At 65.3% G+C, this 13,102-nt stretch carries 24 protein-coding genes; all 24 read left to right on the forward strand.

Annotated elements, in window-relative coordinates:
* Positions 1–10 precede the first annotated feature (10 nt).
* The 24 genes from rpsS (at position 11) to GLO27_RS15435 (ending at position 13,087) form a co-directional block, all read left to right on the forward strand.
* A complete protein-coding gene (gene rpsS / locus GLO27_RS15320) occupies positions 11–292 on the forward strand; it encodes a 30S ribosomal protein S19 (protein WP_017829205.1) in 282 nt (93 codons plus the stop codon).
* The gene (gene rplV, locus GLO27_RS15325; protein WP_021201121.1) at positions 292–690 is read left to right on the forward strand and encodes a 50S ribosomal protein L22; all 399 of its coding nucleotides are present in this window, start codon (positions 292–294) and stop codon (positions 688–690) included. The genes rpsS and rplV overlap by 1 nt, the downstream gene beginning before the upstream one ends.
* Positions 690–1,445, forward strand: coding sequence for a 30S ribosomal protein S3 (gene rpsC, locus GLO27_RS15330; protein WP_017201587.1), 756 nt, complete (start codon positions 690–692; stop codon positions 1,443–1,445). The genes rplV and rpsC overlap by 1 nt, the downstream gene beginning before the upstream one ends.
* Complete coding sequence (rplP, locus tag GLO27_RS15335) at positions 1,445–1,864, forward strand: 50S ribosomal protein L16 (RefSeq protein ID WP_017829203.1); 420 nt, start codon at positions 1,445–1,447, stop codon at positions 1,862–1,864. Before rpsC ends, rplP begins: the two co-directional genes overlap by 1 nt.
* Complete coding sequence (gene rpmC / locus GLO27_RS20090; RefSeq protein WP_017829202.1) at positions 1,864–2,181, forward strand: 50S ribosomal protein L29; 318 nt, start codon at positions 1,864–1,866, stop codon at positions 2,179–2,181. Before rplP ends, rpmC begins: the two co-directional genes overlap by 1 nt.
* Positions 2,181–2,513, forward strand: coding sequence for a 30S ribosomal protein S17 (gene rpsQ, locus GLO27_RS20095; RefSeq protein WP_021201120.1), 333 nt, complete (start codon positions 2,181–2,183; stop codon positions 2,511–2,513). The genes rpmC and rpsQ overlap by 1 nt, the downstream gene beginning before the upstream one ends.
* Positions 2,510–2,878, forward strand: coding sequence for a 50S ribosomal protein L14 (gene rplN / locus GLO27_RS15350; protein WP_017201583.1), 369 nt, complete (start codon positions 2,510–2,512; stop codon positions 2,876–2,878). Before rpsQ ends, rplN begins: the two co-directional genes overlap by 4 nt.
* A 2-nt stretch (positions 2,879–2,880) precedes the next feature.
* Positions 2,881–3,240 (forward strand): 50S ribosomal protein L24, encoded by a 360-nt coding sequence (gene rplX / locus GLO27_RS15355; protein WP_021201119.1) that lies wholly within the window; start codon positions 2,881–2,883, stop codon positions 3,238–3,240.
* The gene (gene rplE, locus GLO27_RS15360) at positions 3,240–3,830 is read left to right on the forward strand and encodes a 50S ribosomal protein L5 (protein ID WP_167255600.1); all 591 of its coding nucleotides are present in this window, start codon (positions 3,240–3,242) and stop codon (positions 3,828–3,830) included. The genes rplX and rplE overlap by 1 nt, the downstream gene beginning before the upstream one ends.
* Positions 3,831–3,962: 132 nt before the next feature.
* A complete protein-coding gene (gene rpsH / locus GLO27_RS15365) occupies positions 3,963–4,361 on the forward strand; it encodes a 30S ribosomal protein S8 (RefSeq protein WP_021201117.1) in 399 nt (132 codons plus the stop codon).
* Between the two features lie 6 nt (positions 4,362–4,367).
* On the forward strand, positions 4,368–4,904 hold the full coding sequence (gene rplF / locus GLO27_RS15370) for a 50S ribosomal protein L6 (protein WP_017829197.1): 537 nt from the start codon (positions 4,368–4,370) through the stop codon (positions 4,902–4,904).
* A 2-nt stretch (positions 4,905–4,906) separates the two neighbouring features.
* Positions 4,907–5,266 (forward strand): 50S ribosomal protein L18, encoded by a 360-nt coding sequence (gene rplR / locus GLO27_RS15375; protein ID WP_017201578.1) that lies wholly within the window; start codon positions 4,907–4,909, stop codon positions 5,264–5,266.
* Positions 5,267–5,286: 20 nt separating this feature from the next.
* Complete coding sequence (rpsE, locus tag GLO27_RS15380; protein ID WP_017829196.1) at positions 5,287–5,964, forward strand: 30S ribosomal protein S5; 678 nt, start codon at positions 5,287–5,289, stop codon at positions 5,962–5,964.
* On the forward strand, positions 5,964–6,149 hold the full coding sequence (gene rpmD, locus GLO27_RS15385) for a 50S ribosomal protein L30 (protein WP_017201575.1): 186 nt from the start codon (positions 5,964–5,966) through the stop codon (positions 6,147–6,149). The genes rpsE and rpmD overlap by 1 nt, the downstream gene beginning before the upstream one ends.
* Positions 6,149–6,784, forward strand: coding sequence for a 50S ribosomal protein L15 (gene rplO / locus GLO27_RS15390; RefSeq protein WP_021201116.1), 636 nt, complete (start codon positions 6,149–6,151; stop codon positions 6,782–6,784). Before rpmD ends, rplO begins: the two co-directional genes overlap by 1 nt.
* A 183-nt stretch (positions 6,785–6,967) precedes the next feature.
* A complete protein-coding gene (gene secY / locus GLO27_RS15395) occupies positions 6,968–8,290 on the forward strand; it encodes a preprotein translocase subunit SecY (RefSeq protein WP_021201115.1) in 1,323 nt (440 codons plus the stop codon).
* On the forward strand, positions 8,287–8,892 hold the full coding sequence (locus tag GLO27_RS15400) for an adenylate kinase (protein ID WP_021201114.1): 606 nt from the start codon (positions 8,287–8,289) through the stop codon (positions 8,890–8,892). Before secY ends, GLO27_RS15400 begins: the two co-directional genes overlap by 4 nt.
* Position 8,893: 1 nt before the next feature.
* A complete protein-coding gene (gene map / locus GLO27_RS15405; RefSeq protein WP_167255602.1) occupies positions 8,894–9,745 on the forward strand; it encodes a type I methionyl aminopeptidase in 852 nt (283 codons plus the stop codon).
* The gene (locus GLO27_RS15410) at positions 9,745–10,413 is read left to right on the forward strand and encodes a thioredoxin domain-containing protein (protein ID WP_021201112.1); all 669 of its coding nucleotides are present in this window, start codon (positions 9,745–9,747) and stop codon (positions 10,411–10,413) included. The genes map and GLO27_RS15410 overlap by 1 nt, the downstream gene beginning before the upstream one ends.
* Positions 10,414–10,577: 164 nt before the next feature.
* Positions 10,578–10,799 carry a translation initiation factor IF-1 gene (infA, locus tag GLO27_RS15415; RefSeq protein ID WP_017201569.1) on the forward strand — a complete coding sequence of 74 codons (222 nt, stop codon included), beginning with the start codon at positions 10,578–10,580 and terminating at the stop codon, positions 10,797–10,799.
* A gap of 64 nt (positions 10,800–10,863) precedes the next feature.
* Positions 10,864–10,980 carry a 50S ribosomal protein L36 gene (gene rpmJ, locus GLO27_RS15420; protein WP_005050492.1) on the forward strand — a complete coding sequence of 39 codons (117 nt, stop codon included), beginning with the start codon at positions 10,864–10,866 and terminating at the stop codon, positions 10,978–10,980.
* Positions 10,981–11,158: 178 nt separating this feature from the next.
* On the forward strand, positions 11,159–11,533 hold the full coding sequence (gene rpsM / locus GLO27_RS15425; protein ID WP_017201568.1) for a 30S ribosomal protein S13: 375 nt from the start codon (positions 11,159–11,161) through the stop codon (positions 11,531–11,533).
* A gap of 31 nt (positions 11,534–11,564) precedes the next feature.
* Positions 11,565–11,963: a 30S ribosomal protein S11 gene (rpsK, locus tag GLO27_RS15430; protein ID WP_017829189.1), complete on the forward strand. Its 399-nt coding sequence runs from the start codon at positions 11,565–11,567 to the stop codon at positions 11,961–11,963.
* 134 nt (positions 11,964–12,097) lie between these two features.
* Positions 12,098–13,087 carry a DNA-directed RNA polymerase subunit alpha gene (locus GLO27_RS15435; RefSeq protein WP_021201111.1) on the forward strand — a complete coding sequence of 330 codons (990 nt, stop codon included), beginning with the start codon at positions 12,098–12,100 and terminating at the stop codon, positions 13,085–13,087.
* Positions 13,088–13,102 lie beyond the last annotated feature (15 nt).

Raw genomic sequence — 13,102 nt, forward strand, 5'->3', positions numbered from 1 at the left:
GTAAGAGAAGATGCCTCGCAGTCTTAAGAAGGGCCCCTTCGTCGACGATCACCTGCTTCGCAAGGTGGTCGTGCAGAACGAAGCCGGCACCAAGAACGTCATCAAGACCTGGTCCCGTCGGTCCATGATCATCCCGGCCATGCTGGGTCACACGATCGCGGTCCACGACGGACGCAAGCACATCCCTGTGTTCGTGTCCGAGACCATGGTCGGTCACAAGTTGGGCGAGTTCGCGCCCACCCGCACCTTCCGCGGCCACGAGAAGGACGACAAGAAGGGGCGGCGCCGCTAATGGTCGAATCGATCGCACGCGTGCGACACATCCGCGTGACCCCTCAGAAGGCTCGTCGTGTCGTCGCGCTCATCAAGGGCAAGCAGGCACAGGAAGCTCTCGCGATCCTCAAGTTCGCACAGCAGAGCGCCAGCGAACCGATCTACAAGCTTGTCGCGTCGGCCATGGCCAACGCGCAGGTGAAGGCGGATCGCGACGGCGAGTTCCTCGACGAGCAGGACCTGTACGTGGCCAACGCGTACGTCGACGAGGGCACCACGCTCAAGCGTTTCCAGCCCCGTGCTCAGGGTCGCGCTTTCCAGATCAAGAAGCGCACGAGCCACATCACGGTCGTGCTCTCGACGCCTGAGGCAGCTCCGGCCGCCACGGGCGACAGCAACAAGAAGGCGAGCAAGTAATGGGACAGAAGGTAAACCCGTACGGCTTCCGTCTCGGCATCACGACGGACCACGTCTCGCGTTGGTTCTCTGACTCGACGAAGCCGGGTCAGCGCTACGCCGACTACGTCGCCGAGGACATCAAGATCCGTAACCTGCTCAAGACGCAGCTCGACCGCGCCGGTGTCTCGAACATCGAGATCGAGCGCACCCGTGACCGCGTCCGCGTCGACATCCACACCGCCCGTCCGGGCATCGTGATCGGTCGTCGTGGGGCCGAGGCCGAGCGCATCCGCGGCGACCTCGAGAAGCTCTCGGGCAAGCAGATCCAGCTGAACATCCTCGAGGTCAAGAACCCCGAGGCCGACGCTCAGCTGGTCGCACAGGGCATCGCCGAGCAGCTCTCTGCTCGTGTGGCGTTCCGTCGTGCGATGCGCAAGGGTCTGCAGGGCGCGCAGCGCGCCGGCGCCAAGGGCATCCGCATCCAGGTCTCCGGCCGCCTCGGCGGCGCCGAGATGAGCCGTTCGGAGTTCTACCGCGAGGGTCGTGTGCCGCTGCACACGCTGCGCGCGAACATCGACTACGGCTTCTACGAGGCGAAGACCACCTTCGGCCGCATCGGCGTGAAGGTCTGGATCTACAAGGGCGACCTGACCGCGAAGGAGCTCGCTCGCGAGCAGGCCAACGCACCCAAGGCTCGTCGTGACGACCGTGGTGGCGACCGCCGCCGTGCCCCGCGCAACGAGGCACCTGTCGCAGAAGGAGCGTCGGCATAATGCTCATCCCCCGTAAGGTCAAGTTCCGCAAGCAGCACCACCCGGGTCGCTCGGGTCAGGCCACCGGCGGCACGAAGGTCTCCTTCGGCGAGTACGGTATCCAGGCCCTCACGCCCGCTTACGTGACGAACCGTCAGATCGAGTCCGCTCGTATCGCGATGACCCGTCACATCAAGCGTGGTGGAAAGGTGTGGATCAACATCTACCCCGACCGTCCGCTCACGAAGAAGCCTGCCGAAACCCGCATGGGTTCCGGTAAGGGTTCCCCCGAGTGGTGGGTCGCCAACGTCAAGCCGGGCCGTGTCCTCTTCGAGGTCGCGGGTGTCGACGAGGAGCTCGCACGCGAAGCTCTGACCCGTGCAATTCACAAGCTGCCGCTCAAGGCACGCATCATCAAGCGCGAGGAGGGCGACGCGTAATGGCGATCGGCACCAAGGAGCTCGCCCCGGCAGAGCTCGACACATTCGAAGACCAGCGCCTCGTCGAGGAGCTGCGCAAGGCCAAGGAGGAGCTGTTCAACCTCCGTTTCCAGTCGGCCACCGGCCAGCTGGAGAGCCACGGCCGCATCCGCGCCGTCAAGCGCGACATCGCGCGCCTCTACACCGTGATCCGCGAACGCGAGCTGGGCATCCGTGCGACGCCCGCTCCGGTCGAGGCTCCGGCCAAGAAGGCGACCAAGTCGAAGGCGAAGAAGGCGGACTCCGCCGACGACGCCGTGAAGGAAGAGGCTGAGTGATGGCCACCAAGAAGGAAGCGACTGTGGAGACGCAGGCCGCAGGACACGAGTCGTCCGAGCACGACGTCCGCGACTCCGCTGCCCGCGGTTACCGCAAGGCGCGTCGCGGCTACGTCGTCAGCGACAAGATGGACAAGACCATCGTGGTCGAGGTCGAGGACCGCGTGAAGCACCCGCTTTACGGCAAGGTCATCCGCCGCACCTCGAAGGTCAAGGCGCACGATGAGGCGAACTCCGCCGGCATCGGCGACCTGGTCCTGATCAACGAGACCCGCCCGCTGAGCGCCACGAAGCGCTGGCGCCTGGTGGAGATTCTGGAGAAGGCCAAGTGATCCAGCAGGAATCCCGACTCAAGGTCGCCGACAACACCGGCGCCAAGGAGCTGCTCACCATCCGCGTTCTCGGTGGCTCGAAGCGCCGTTACGCGGGACTCGGCGACACCATCGTCGCGACCGTCAAGGACGCGATCCCCGGTGGCAACGTCAAGAAGGGCGATGTCGTCAAGGCGGTCATCGTCCGCACCAAGAAGGAGGTCCGTCGTCCGGACGGCTCCTACATCAAGTTCGACGAGAACGCCGCAGTGATCCTGAAGAACGACGGGGAGCCCCGCGGCACCCGTATCTTCGGGCCGGTCGGTCGTGAGCTTCGCGACAAGAAGTTCATGAAGATCGTCTCGCTGGCGCCGGAGGTCATCTAATCATGGCGAAGATCAAGAAGGGTGACCTGGTTCAGGTCATCACCGGTGCCACGCAGGAGCGTGGCGGCGACCGCGGCAAGCAGGGCAAGGTCCTCGACGTCCTTTCCGACAAGAACCGCGTCATCGTCGAAGGCGTGAACTACGTCACCAAGCACACCCGCGTCGGCCAGACGCAGCGTGGCACCAAGACCGGAGGCATCGAGACCGTCGAAGCCTCCATCCACATCTCGAACGTCGCACTCGTCGACCCCTCGACCAAGAAGCCGACCAAGGTCGGCCACCGGGTCGAGGAGCAGACCAAGGACGGCGTCAAGCGCACCGTCCGCGTGCGCTACGCGAAGAAGAGCGGTAAGGACCTCTGATGAGCACCGACACTGCCGCGCCGGCTGGCAAGATCCATCCGCGCCTGAAGCAGAAGTACAACACCGAGATCAAGAAGGCGATGCAGGACGAGTTCGGTTACGCGAACGTCATGCAGATCCCCGGACTGGTCAAGGTCGTCGTGAACACCGGTGTCGGCGAGGCAGCTCGCGACAGCAAGGTGATCGATGGCGCGGTCGACGATCTCACCAAGATCACCGGCCAGAAGCCGATCGTCACGAAGGCTCGCAAGTCCATCGCGCAGTTCAAGCTGCGCGAGGGTCAGGCCATCGGCGCGCACGTCACCCTCCGTGGTGACCGCGCGTGGGAGTTCGTGGATCGCCTCGTCTCGCTCGCACTGCCCCGTATCCGCGACTTCCGCGGTCTCTCGGGCAAGCAGTTCGACGGCAACGGTAACTACACCTTCGGTCTCCAGGAGCAGAGCGTGTTCCACGAGATCGATCAGGACAAGATCGACCGGGTTCGCGGTTTCGACATCACCGTCGTCACCACCGCGAAGACGGATGAAGAGGGCCGGGCACTGCTCCGTCACCTCGGATTCCCTTTCCGCTCGGAAGACGCACAGGCGTAACACCCTCGACGGGCTCAGTGGTCTCGTGTCACTGAGCCCGTCGATGTGCACGTACAATTGAAAATTGCGTGTCATCGCAGGCCGTCTGTCGTGTAACGGCAGCCGGAACCTCATGAACAAAGGAAATCAACAATGACAATGACAGACCCGGTCGCAGATCTGCTGACCCGTCTGCGCAACGCGAACTCGGCGCACCACGATTCCGTGACCCTGCCGTCGAGCAAGCTCAAGACGCACATCGCTCAGATCCTCCAGCAGGAGGGCTACATCGCCGGCTGGGAGACCTCTGACGCCCGCGTCGGACAGAACCTCACGCTGACGCTGAAGTACGGTCCCAACCGTGAGCGCTCCATCGCTGGCATCAAGCGCGTCTCGAAGCCCGGTCTCCGCGTCTACGCGAAGTCGACCGAGCTTCCCACGGTCCTCGGCGGCCTTGGCGTGGCGATCCTGTCCACCTCCTCCGGTCTTCTCACCGACCGTCAGGCAGAGCAGAAGGGCGTGGGCGGAGAAGTTCTCGCCTACGTGTGGTAATTCGAAATGTCGCGTATTGGACGACTTCCCATCGACGTTCCCGCGGGCGTGACCGTTTCGGTCGACGGCCGCGAGGTCGCGGTGAAGGGCCCCAAGGGTGAACTCACCCTCACGGTGGCCAGCCCCATCGAGGTCGCGGTCGAGGAGAACCAGGTTCTGGTCTCCCGTCCCGACGACGAGCGCGAGTCGCGGTCGCTTCACGGCCTGACCCGCACGCTCATCAACAACAACATCATCGGCGTGACCCAGGGCTACACCAAGGGTCTCGAGGTCGTCGGCACCGGTTACCGCGTGCAGCAGAAGGGCAGCTCGGTCGAGTTCGCCCTCGGCTTCTCGCACCCGGTCCTGATCGACCCGCCCGCCGGCATCACGCTCACGGTCGAGGGCACCACCAAGCTCACCGTCAGCGGGATCGACAAGCAGGCTGTCGGCGAGGCAGCTGCCAACATCCGCAAGATCCGCAAGCCCGAGCCGTACAAGGGTAAGGGTGTGCGCTACGCCGGCGAGAACGTGCGTCGCAAGGCCGGAAAGAGTGGTAAGTAACCATGGCTCTCAAGTCAAAGTCTGACGCCCGCGCGCGTCGTCACGCCCGCCTTCGCAAGAAGGTCGTCGGCACCGAGGCGCGTCCGCGTCTCGTCGTCAACCGCTCGGCCCGCCACGTCTTCGTGCAGCTGGTCGACGACAGCAAGGGTCACACCGTGGCGTCGGCTTCGACGCTCGAGACCGACCTGCGCTCGCTCGAGGGTGACAAGACCGCCAAGGCCCGCAAGGTCGGCGAGCTCCTCGCCGAGCGTGCGAAGGCTGCCGGCGTTTCCGAGGCAGTGTTCGACCGTGGCGGCAACCGCTACGCCGGTCGTGTCGCCGCCATCGCCGACGGCGCCCGCGAGGGGGGTCTGGCACTGTGAGTGACAACAAGGAGAACGAAGTGACCGAAGCGGCTGCTGCCACTTCCGAGACGGCTGCCGGCACCACGCAGGCTGAGCCGGCTCGCGATTCGCGTGATGGCCGCCGCGGCGGTCGTGACCGCAACCAGGGTGGCGGCCGTGACCGCAACTCCCGTGACCGTGGCGACAACCAGTTCCTGGAGCGCGTCGTCACCATCAACCGCGTCTCGAAGGTCGTGAAGGGTGGTCGTCGCTTCAGCTTCACCGCCCTCGTGGTCGTCGGTGACGGCAACGGTCTGGTCGGCGTCGGCTACGGCAAGGCCCGCGAGGTCCCTCTGGCGATCTCGAAGGGTGTCGAAGAGGCCAAGCGCAACTTCTTCCGCGTTCCGCGCGTCGGCAGCACCATCCCGCACCCCGTGCAGGGTGAGGCGGCCGCTGGTGTGGTCCTGCTCCGTCCGGCCGCTGCCGGTACCGGTGTCATCGCCGGTGGTCCGGTCCGCGCCGTGCTCGAGTGCGCCGGTATCCACGACGTGCTGTCGAAGTCGCTCGGCTCGTCGAACACGATCAACATCGTGCACGCGACGGTCACCGCCCTGAAGCAGCTCGAGGAGCCTCGTGCGGTCGCCGCGCGTCGTGGCCTCGAGTTCGACCAGGTCGCCCCTGCGCGCCTCGTGCGCGCCGAGGCCGAGGCCATCGCCGCACAGAAGGTAGGTGCCTGATGGCCGCGCGACTGAAGGTCACGCAGATCAAGTCCAAGGTGAGCGAGAAGCAGAACCAGCGTGACACGCTGCGCAGCCTCGGTCTGAAGCGGATCGGTGACACCACCGTCCGCCCCGACGACGCGCAGACGCGCGGTTACGTCAAGACCGTCGCCCACCTCGTCAAGGTTGAGGAGATCGACTAATGGCTGAGAAGAACGAGGCCGTCGAGGCTGAGAAGGCCACGAAGAAGGCTGCAGCTCCCAAGGCTGCCGCCGAGAAGAAGCCGGCCGCGAAGAAGGCTCCGGCCAAGACCGCTGCCGCTGACGCCAAGGCTGAGGGCGCTGCCAAGAAGCCGGCCGCCAAGAAGGCCGCGCCGAAGAAGGATGCTCCGGCGTCCCGCCCCGGCGTGCTGAAGGTGCACCACCTGCGTCCCGTCCCCGGATCCAACACCGCCAAGACTCGCGTCGGCCGTGGTGAGGGCTCCAAGGGTAAGACCGCTGGTCGTGGAACCAAGGGCACCAAGGCGCGCAACACCGTTCGCGTCGGCTTCGAGGGTGGGCAGATGCCGCTGCACATGCGCACCCCGAAGCTGCGCGGGTTCAAGAACCCGTTCCGCGTGGAGTACCAGGTCGTGAACCTGGAGAAGCTCGCGGAGCTGTACCCGAAGGGTGGCGATGTCACCATCGGCGACCTGGTCGCCAAGGGCGCCGTTCGCAAGAACGAGAAGGTCAAGGTTCTCGGAAACGGCGACATCGCCGTGAAGCTCACCGTTTCGGTCGACAAGGTCTCGGGTTCTGCCGAGCAGAAGATCGTCGCGGCTGGCGGATCCGTCAAGTAACCGCTTAGCAAGAGGGGTCGGAGATTCTCCGGCCCCTCTTGTGGTTTCACACTCCGAGACCTCGCTCTGGGGCCGCATCCGGCGGGCCTGGTATCGGTGGCGAATTCCGGGAAGCCCGGTTTGCGTTACCCTGGTCTTTCAGCCGTCCTTCGGGAATCGGCAACCTTTTCAGGAGGAACGTCCTTGTTTAGCGCCATCGCGCGGATCTTCCGCACCCCCGACCTGCGTCGGAAGATCGGTTTCACACTCGCCATCGTCGCGATCTACCGGCTCGGCTCCAACGTCCCGGCGCCGTTCGTGAACTTCCCGAACGTCGAAGAGTGTCTTGCCGCCAACGCGGGCACCGATGGGCTGCTCGGACTGGTCAACCTCTTCTCCGGCGGCGCGCTGCTGCAGCTGTCGATCTTCGCGCTCGGCGTCATGCCGTACATCACCGCGACGATCATCACGCAGCTCCTGCGCGTGGTCATCCCGCACTTCGAGGCGCTGCACAAGGAAGGACAGGCCGGCCAGGCCCGTCTGACCCAGTACACGCGCTACCTCACGATCGCCCTCGCGCTTCTCCAGTCGACGACTCTCGTCACGGTGGCCCGTAGCGGCCAGCTCTTCGGCACGACCGATCTCGCGGCCTGCCAGCAGCTTCTGACGAACGATGTGTGGTGGGCGCAGCTGCTCATCATCATGGCGATGACGGCCGGTACCGGCCTGATCATGTGGTTCGCCGAGCTCGTCACCGAGCGCGGCATCGGCAACGGCATGTCGCTGCTCATCTTCACCTCGATCGCCGCCACGTTCCCCGGTGCCATGAGCCTCATCTGGCAGACCAAGGGCTTCGAGGTCTTCCTGTTGGTGCTGCTCGTCGGAATCATCGTGATGGGGCTCGTCGTGTTCGTCGAGCAATCCCAGCGACGCATCCCGGTGCAGTACGCCAAGCGCATGGTGGGTCGACGCACCTACGGCGGCACGAACACCTACATCCCGATCAAGGTGAACATGGCGGGTGTGATCCCCGTGATCTTCGCCTCGTCGCTGCTGTACATCCCGGCGCTCATCGCGCAGTTCAACACCCCGCAGGACGGATCGACTCCGGCCGCCTGGGTGACCTGGATCACGACGAACTTCACGTCCGGCAACAGCCCGGTGTACATGGCCGCGTACTTCCTGCTGATCATCGGGTTCACGTACTTCTACGTGGCGATCACGTTTAACCCGGTCGAGGTCGCGGACAACATGAAGAAGTACGGCGGTTTCATCCCCGGCATCCGCGCGGGCCGCCCGACGGCCGAGTACCTCGACTACGTGCTCACCCGCATCACGCTCCCCGGCTCCCTGTACCTCGGTCTGATCGCGCTCATCCCGCTCATCGCTCTGGCCACCGTCGGCGCCAACCAGAACTTCCCGTTCGGCGGCGCCTCGATCCTCATCATCGTCGGTGTGGGTCTCGAGACGGTCAAGCAGATCGACGCGCAGCTGCAGCAGCGACACTATGAAGGGCTCCTCCGATGACAGCATCCGCACGTCTTCTCATCGTCGGCCCGCAGGGCTCCGGCAAGGGCACGCAGGGCGTGCGCATCGCCGAGTCCTACGGCATCCCGGTCGTCTCGACCGGCGACATCTTCCGGGCGAACATCAAGGAGGGGACGCCCCTCGGGCAGCAGGTCACCGCGATCCTCGACAAGGGCGACCTCGTTCCGGACGAGCTGACGAGCGAGATCGTGCGCGACCGCCTGTCACAGGAGGATGCCGCTCACGGCTTCCTGCTCGACGGCTACCCGCGCAACACCGCGCAGGTCGCCCACCTCGAGTCGTTCCTCGCCGAACGGGGACAGGCGCTCGACGCCGTCATCCTCCTCGACGTGCCGCGCGAGGAGAGTCTGGAGCGTCTGACGCTCCGTGCGACCGAGCAGGGACGCTCCGACGACACCCCGGAGGCCATCGGCCACCGCCTCGACATCTACGAGCGCGAGACCGCCCCGATCCTCGAGGTCTACGGGGCCAAGGGCATCGTCGACCGTATCGACGGCGTCGGCTCCCTCGACGAGATCACCGAGCGCATCGCCGAGGCCCTGGCCGCGCGCGGTCTGCGTCTCGCGGCCTCCGCCTCCTGAGATGTTCCGCCGGTCGATCTACAAGACCCCGGCTCAGCTTCGAGCCATGGTGGAGCCCGGCCTCATCACGGCGGCGGCACTGGATGCCGTCCGCCCGCTGATCAAGGCCGGTGTGACGACGCTCGAGCTCGACACGGTGGCGAACCGCACGATCCTCGCCCGCGGCGCCGAGTCGAATTTCCAGCTGGTGCGCGGCTATCACCACACCACCTGCATCTCGGTGAACGAGCAGGTCGTGCACGGGATCCCGGGGGAGCGGGTGCTCCAGCCCGGCGACATCGTGTCGGTCGACTGCGGTGCGCAGTTCCAGGGGTGGAACGGCGACAGCGCCATCACCGTGGTCGTGCCCGACCAGGAGCGCCCCGAGGTGGTCGCCCGTCGCGAGGAGCTCTCCCGCGTGACCGAGGGGTCGATGTGGGCGGGAATCGCCGCCATGGCGTCCGTGTCGTCGATCGACGAGATCGGTGCGGCCATCCAGGACCACATCGAGGCTCAGGGGCCCTCAGCGGTCTCCGGCGAGCCCTACGGCATCCTGCGCGAGTACGTCGGACACGGCATCGGTCGCAAGATGCACGAAGCCCCCAGCGTCTTCAACTACCGCACACCCGACCGCGGTGAAGACGTGAAGCCCGGCCTCGTGCTCGCGATCGAGCCGATGGTCACCGCCGGTGGGGAGGCGACCTTCATCGAGGAGGACGACTGGACCGTCACCACGGTGGACGGCACAGACGGCTCCCATTGGGAACATAGCGTCGCCCTGCATGATGGGGGTATCTGGGTGCTGACTGCGCCCGATGGTGGAAGAGCCGGACTCGCCCCGTTCGGGGTCGAGCCTCGAGAGATCGGAAAGTAATGGCAGCGGCGAAGAGCAACACCAACTGGTTCGCGATCGGCGTCTCCATCGCCGTCGTCGTGGTGCTGGTGGCGATCGGTGGACTCGTGGTGTTCCTCAACAACCAGGCGACCTCGCCCGGCGCGGCGCCGAAGGCCAACGACACCTTCAACTCCGAGACCGGTGCGGTCTCGTTCGGCGACGGTGAAGACACCATCGCGGTGTTCGTCGACTTCCAGTGCCCGGTCTGCAAGACCTTCGAGGACCAGTTCGGTGCTCAGCTCGAAGCCGCGGCTGCCGACGGCCGCATCACGCTCGAGTACCACCCGATCGCGATCCTCGACCGCTTCTCGCAGGGCACCGAGTACTCCTCACGGTCGGCAGGTGCCGCGTTCTGCGTCGCCGAGTCGAACCCTGACCTGTACCTCGACTTCGCCAAGACGCTCTTCGAGAACCAGCCCGAGGAGAACTCGACAGGTCTGACGAACGACCAGCTGGCCGGCTTCGCGACACAGGTCGGTGCGGATGACGCGGTCTCGTGCATCACCGACGAGACGTACCGCAAGTTCGGTGCGGCGCAGGCGAAGTCCCACGAGATCGCCGGCACGCCGACGGTGGACATCAACGGCACGCGCCTCAACCTGCAGGACCAGGCCGACCTGAAGAAGTTCACCGACCTGATCAGCTGAACCGGCGGCTTCCCGGCCCTGGCCGTCAAGTTGCCGGATGGCTCCGGAGCGTCTAACATAGATCTTTGGTGCTTTGTGCCTTGATTCGGCGTGTCCGGCGGTGCAGCACCACAAACCAATCACCCACCGCAGATCGACCGATCTGCAGAAGCGTCAGCGAGGCTATGGCTAAGAAAGACGGTGTCATCGAGATCGAGGGCGTGATCTCCGAGGCTCTGCCCAACGCGATGTTCCGCGTTGAGCTCAGCAACGGACACAAGGTCCTTGCAACGATCTCCGGCAAGATGCGGCAGAACTACATCCGTATCATCCCCGAGGACCGTGTGGTCGTGGAGCTCAGCCCCTACGACCTGACCCGCGGCCGTATCGTCTACCGCTACCGCTGATCGGTCGAGAAGTAACGGCCTGCCCCTGCCCGGGGCGGTACGAAGACAGCGAACAGGAAACATCATGAAGGTCAACCCCAGCGTCAAGCCCATCTGCGATCACTGCAAGGTGATCCGCCGTCACGGCCGCGTCATGGTGATCTGCAAGAGCAACCCGCGTCACAAGCAGCGCCAGGGCTGAGTCCCTGGCGGGCCCGCCGGTCTGATCGACGGGCCCGCGCTGCGCGGCATCGCTCACGCACATCTCACAACTGAAAACACAACGGCAGGATCAGAACTCGCGGAAGCGGGGGACACCTCGGGGCGGAGGCCCGGGCACCGATCCTGTTCCATACCTCCACAACACCCAGGAGAACCGCATGGCACGTCTTGCCGGCGTTGACATCCCGCGCGACAAGCGCGTGGTGATCGCCCTTACCTACATCTACGGCGTCGGCCGTACCCGCTCGGTCGAGATCCTCAAGGCGACGGACATCGACGAGAGCATCCGCGTGAAGGACCTCAGCGACGACCAGCTGATCGCCCTCCGCGACCACATCGAAGGCAACTACAAGGTGGAGGGTGACCTGCGCCGCGAGGTTGCAGCAGACATCCGCCGCAAGGTCGAGATCGGCTCCTACGAGGGCATCCGCCACCGTCGTGGTCTCCCGGTCCGTGGTCAGCGCACCAAGACCAACGCCCGTACCCGCAAGGGCCCGAAGCGCACCGTCGCAGGCAAGAAGAAGGCCCGCTAAGCGCGGCCCCAGGGACTAGGAGAACACTTTCATGGCTGCACCCAAGGCCGCCGCGCGCAAGCCGCGCCGCAAGGAAAAGAAGAACATCGCGCTGGGCCAGGCCCACATCAAGTCGACGTTCAACAACACGATCGTCTCGATCACCGACCCGTCCGGCGCCGTCATCGCCTGGGCATCGTCGGGTGGCGTGGGCTTCAAGGGCTCCCGCAAGTCGACCCCGTACGCCGCAGGCATGGCCGCCGAGTCGGCTGCCCGCCAGGCTGCGGAGCACGGCGTCAAGAAGGTCGACGTCCTCGTGAAGGGTCCGGGCTCCGGCCGCGAGACCGCGATCCGCTCGCTGCAGGCCGCCGGCCTCGAGGTGGGTTCGATCCAGGACGTCACCCCGCAGGCGCACAACGGCTGCCGTCCGCCGAAGCGTCGCCGCGTCTGATTCGCGTGTCGAGCCGCTCGGTCCCTTCGTGGTCTGAGCGGCTCGACGCCCGCGTGCGGGCATCGACTTCCACAACTCAAAACCTCACCCCACCACATGTCATATAGCGGGCATGTGATCGAAAGGAACACAGAGTGCTTATTGCACAGCGTCCCACACTGACCGAGGAAAAGATCGTCGAGAACCGTAGCCGGTTCATCATCGAGCCTCTGGAGCCCGGCTTCGGTTACACGATCGGCAACGCGCTGCGTCGCAGCCTGCTGTCGTCGATCCCCGGTGCTGCTGTCACCAGCGTTCGCATCGACGGCGTGCTGCACGAGTTCAGCACCATCCCCGGCGTGAAGGAGGATGTCACCGAGATCATCCTCAACATCAAGCAGCTCGTCGTCTCGTCGGAGCGTGATGAGCCCATCACCGCGTACCTGCGCAAGACCGGTGCGGGCGAAGTCACCGCCGCTGACATCTCGGCTCCGGCCGGTGTCGAGGTGCAGAACCCCGAGCTCGTCATCGCGACGCTGAACGACACCGCGAAGTTCGAGCTCGAGCTCACCATCGAGCGTGGCCGTGGCTACGTCTCGGCGACGCAGAACCGCAACGAGTACGCCGAGGCCGGTCAGATCCCGATCGACTCGATCTACTCGCCGGTCCTCAAGGTCAGCTACCGCGTCGACGCGACCCGTGCCGGGGAGCGCACCGACTTCGACAAGCTCGTCCTCGACGTCGAGACCAAGTCGGCCATCAGCCCCCGCGACGCCGTCGCTTCGGCTGCGAAGACGCTCACCGAGCTGTTCGGTCTCGCCCGCGAGCTGAACGTCGAGGCCGAGGGCATCGAGATCGGCCCGGCGCCGGTGGAGGCAGTGAACTCCAGCGAGCTGTCGATGCCGATCGAGGACCTCGACCTGTCGGTCCGCTCGTACAACTGCCTGAAGCGTGAGGGCATCAACACCGTTTCTGAGCTCGTCGCCCTGTCGGAGACGCAGCTCATGAACATCCGCAATTTCGGCCAGAAGTCGGTCGACGAGGTGCGCGACAAGCTCATCTCGCTCGGTCTGTCGCTCAAGGATTCGGTGCCCGGTTTCGACGGCGCCCACTTCTACGGCGGCAGCGAAGACGAGTCCTTCTGATACCCGACCTTTCTG

This window comes from Microbacterium sp. Be9 (assembly GCF_011754135.1).
GTDB classification, from domain to species: Bacteria; Actinomycetota; Actinomycetes; order Actinomycetales; family Microbacteriaceae; genus Microbacterium; species Microbacterium maritypicum_A.

Bases quoted from the DNA above. Each gene is read 5' to 3' on its own strand.
- infA (WP_017201569.1), top strand. From the start codon at position 10,578: ATGGCTAAGAAAGACGGTGTCATCGAGATCGAGGGCGTGATCTCCGAG.
- rpsQ (WP_021201120.1), top strand. From the start codon at position 2,181: ATGGCCACCAAGAAGGAAGCGACTGTGGAGACGCAGGCCGCAGGACAC.
- map (WP_167255602.1), top strand. From the start codon at position 8,894: ATGTTCCGCCGGTCGATCTACAAGACCCCGGCTCAGCTTCGAGCCATG.
- rpsS (WP_017829205.1), top strand. From the start codon at position 11: ATGCCTCGCAGTCTTAAGAAGGGCCCCTTCGTCGACGATCACCTGCTT.
- rplE (WP_167255600.1), top strand. From the start codon at position 3,240: ATGAGCACCGACACTGCCGCGCCGGCTGGCAAGATCCATCCGCGCCTG.
- rpsM (WP_017201568.1), top strand. From the start codon at position 11,159: ATGGCACGTCTTGCCGGCGTTGACATCCCGCGCGACAAGCGCGTGGTG.
- rplX (WP_021201119.1), top strand. From the start codon at position 2,881: ATGGCGAAGATCAAGAAGGGTGACCTGGTTCAGGTCATCACCGGTGCC.
- rpsK (WP_017829189.1), top strand. From the start codon at position 11,565: ATGGCTGCACCCAAGGCCGCCGCGCGCAAGCCGCGCCGCAAGGAAAAG.
- rpsC (WP_017201587.1), top strand. From the start codon at position 690: ATGGGACAGAAGGTAAACCCGTACGGCTTCCGTCTCGGCATCACGACG.
- rplV (WP_021201121.1), top strand. From the start codon at position 292: ATGGTCGAATCGATCGCACGCGTGCGACACATCCGCGTGACCCCTCAG.
- rplF (WP_017829197.1), top strand. From the start codon at position 4,368: ATGTCGCGTATTGGACGACTTCCCATCGACGTTCCCGCGGGCGTGACC.
- GLO27_RS15410 (WP_021201112.1), top strand. From the start codon at position 9,745: ATGGCAGCGGCGAAGAGCAACACCAACTGGTTCGCGATCGGCGTCTCC.
- rpmC (WP_017829202.1), top strand. From the start codon at position 1,864: ATGGCGATCGGCACCAAGGAGCTCGCCCCGGCAGAGCTCGACACATTC.
- rpsH (WP_021201117.1), top strand. From the start codon at position 3,963: ATGACAATGACAGACCCGGTCGCAGATCTGCTGACCCGTCTGCGCAAC.
- GLO27_RS15400 (WP_021201114.1), top strand. From the start codon at position 8,287: ATGACAGCATCCGCACGTCTTCTCATCGTCGGCCCGCAGGGCTCCGGC.
- rpmJ (WP_005050492.1), top strand. From the start codon at position 10,864: ATGAAGGTCAACCCCAGCGTCAAGCCCATCTGCGATCACTGCAAGGTG.
- rplO (WP_021201116.1), top strand. From the start codon at position 6,149: ATGGCTGAGAAGAACGAGGCCGTCGAGGCTGAGAAGGCCACGAAGAAG.
- rpmD (WP_017201575.1), top strand. From the start codon at position 5,964: ATGGCCGCGCGACTGAAGGTCACGCAGATCAAGTCCAAGGTGAGCGAG.
- rplP (WP_017829203.1), top strand. From the start codon at position 1,445: ATGCTCATCCCCCGTAAGGTCAAGTTCCGCAAGCAGCACCACCCGGGT.
- rplR (WP_017201578.1), top strand. From the start codon at position 4,907: ATGGCTCTCAAGTCAAAGTCTGACGCCCGCGCGCGTCGTCACGCCCGC.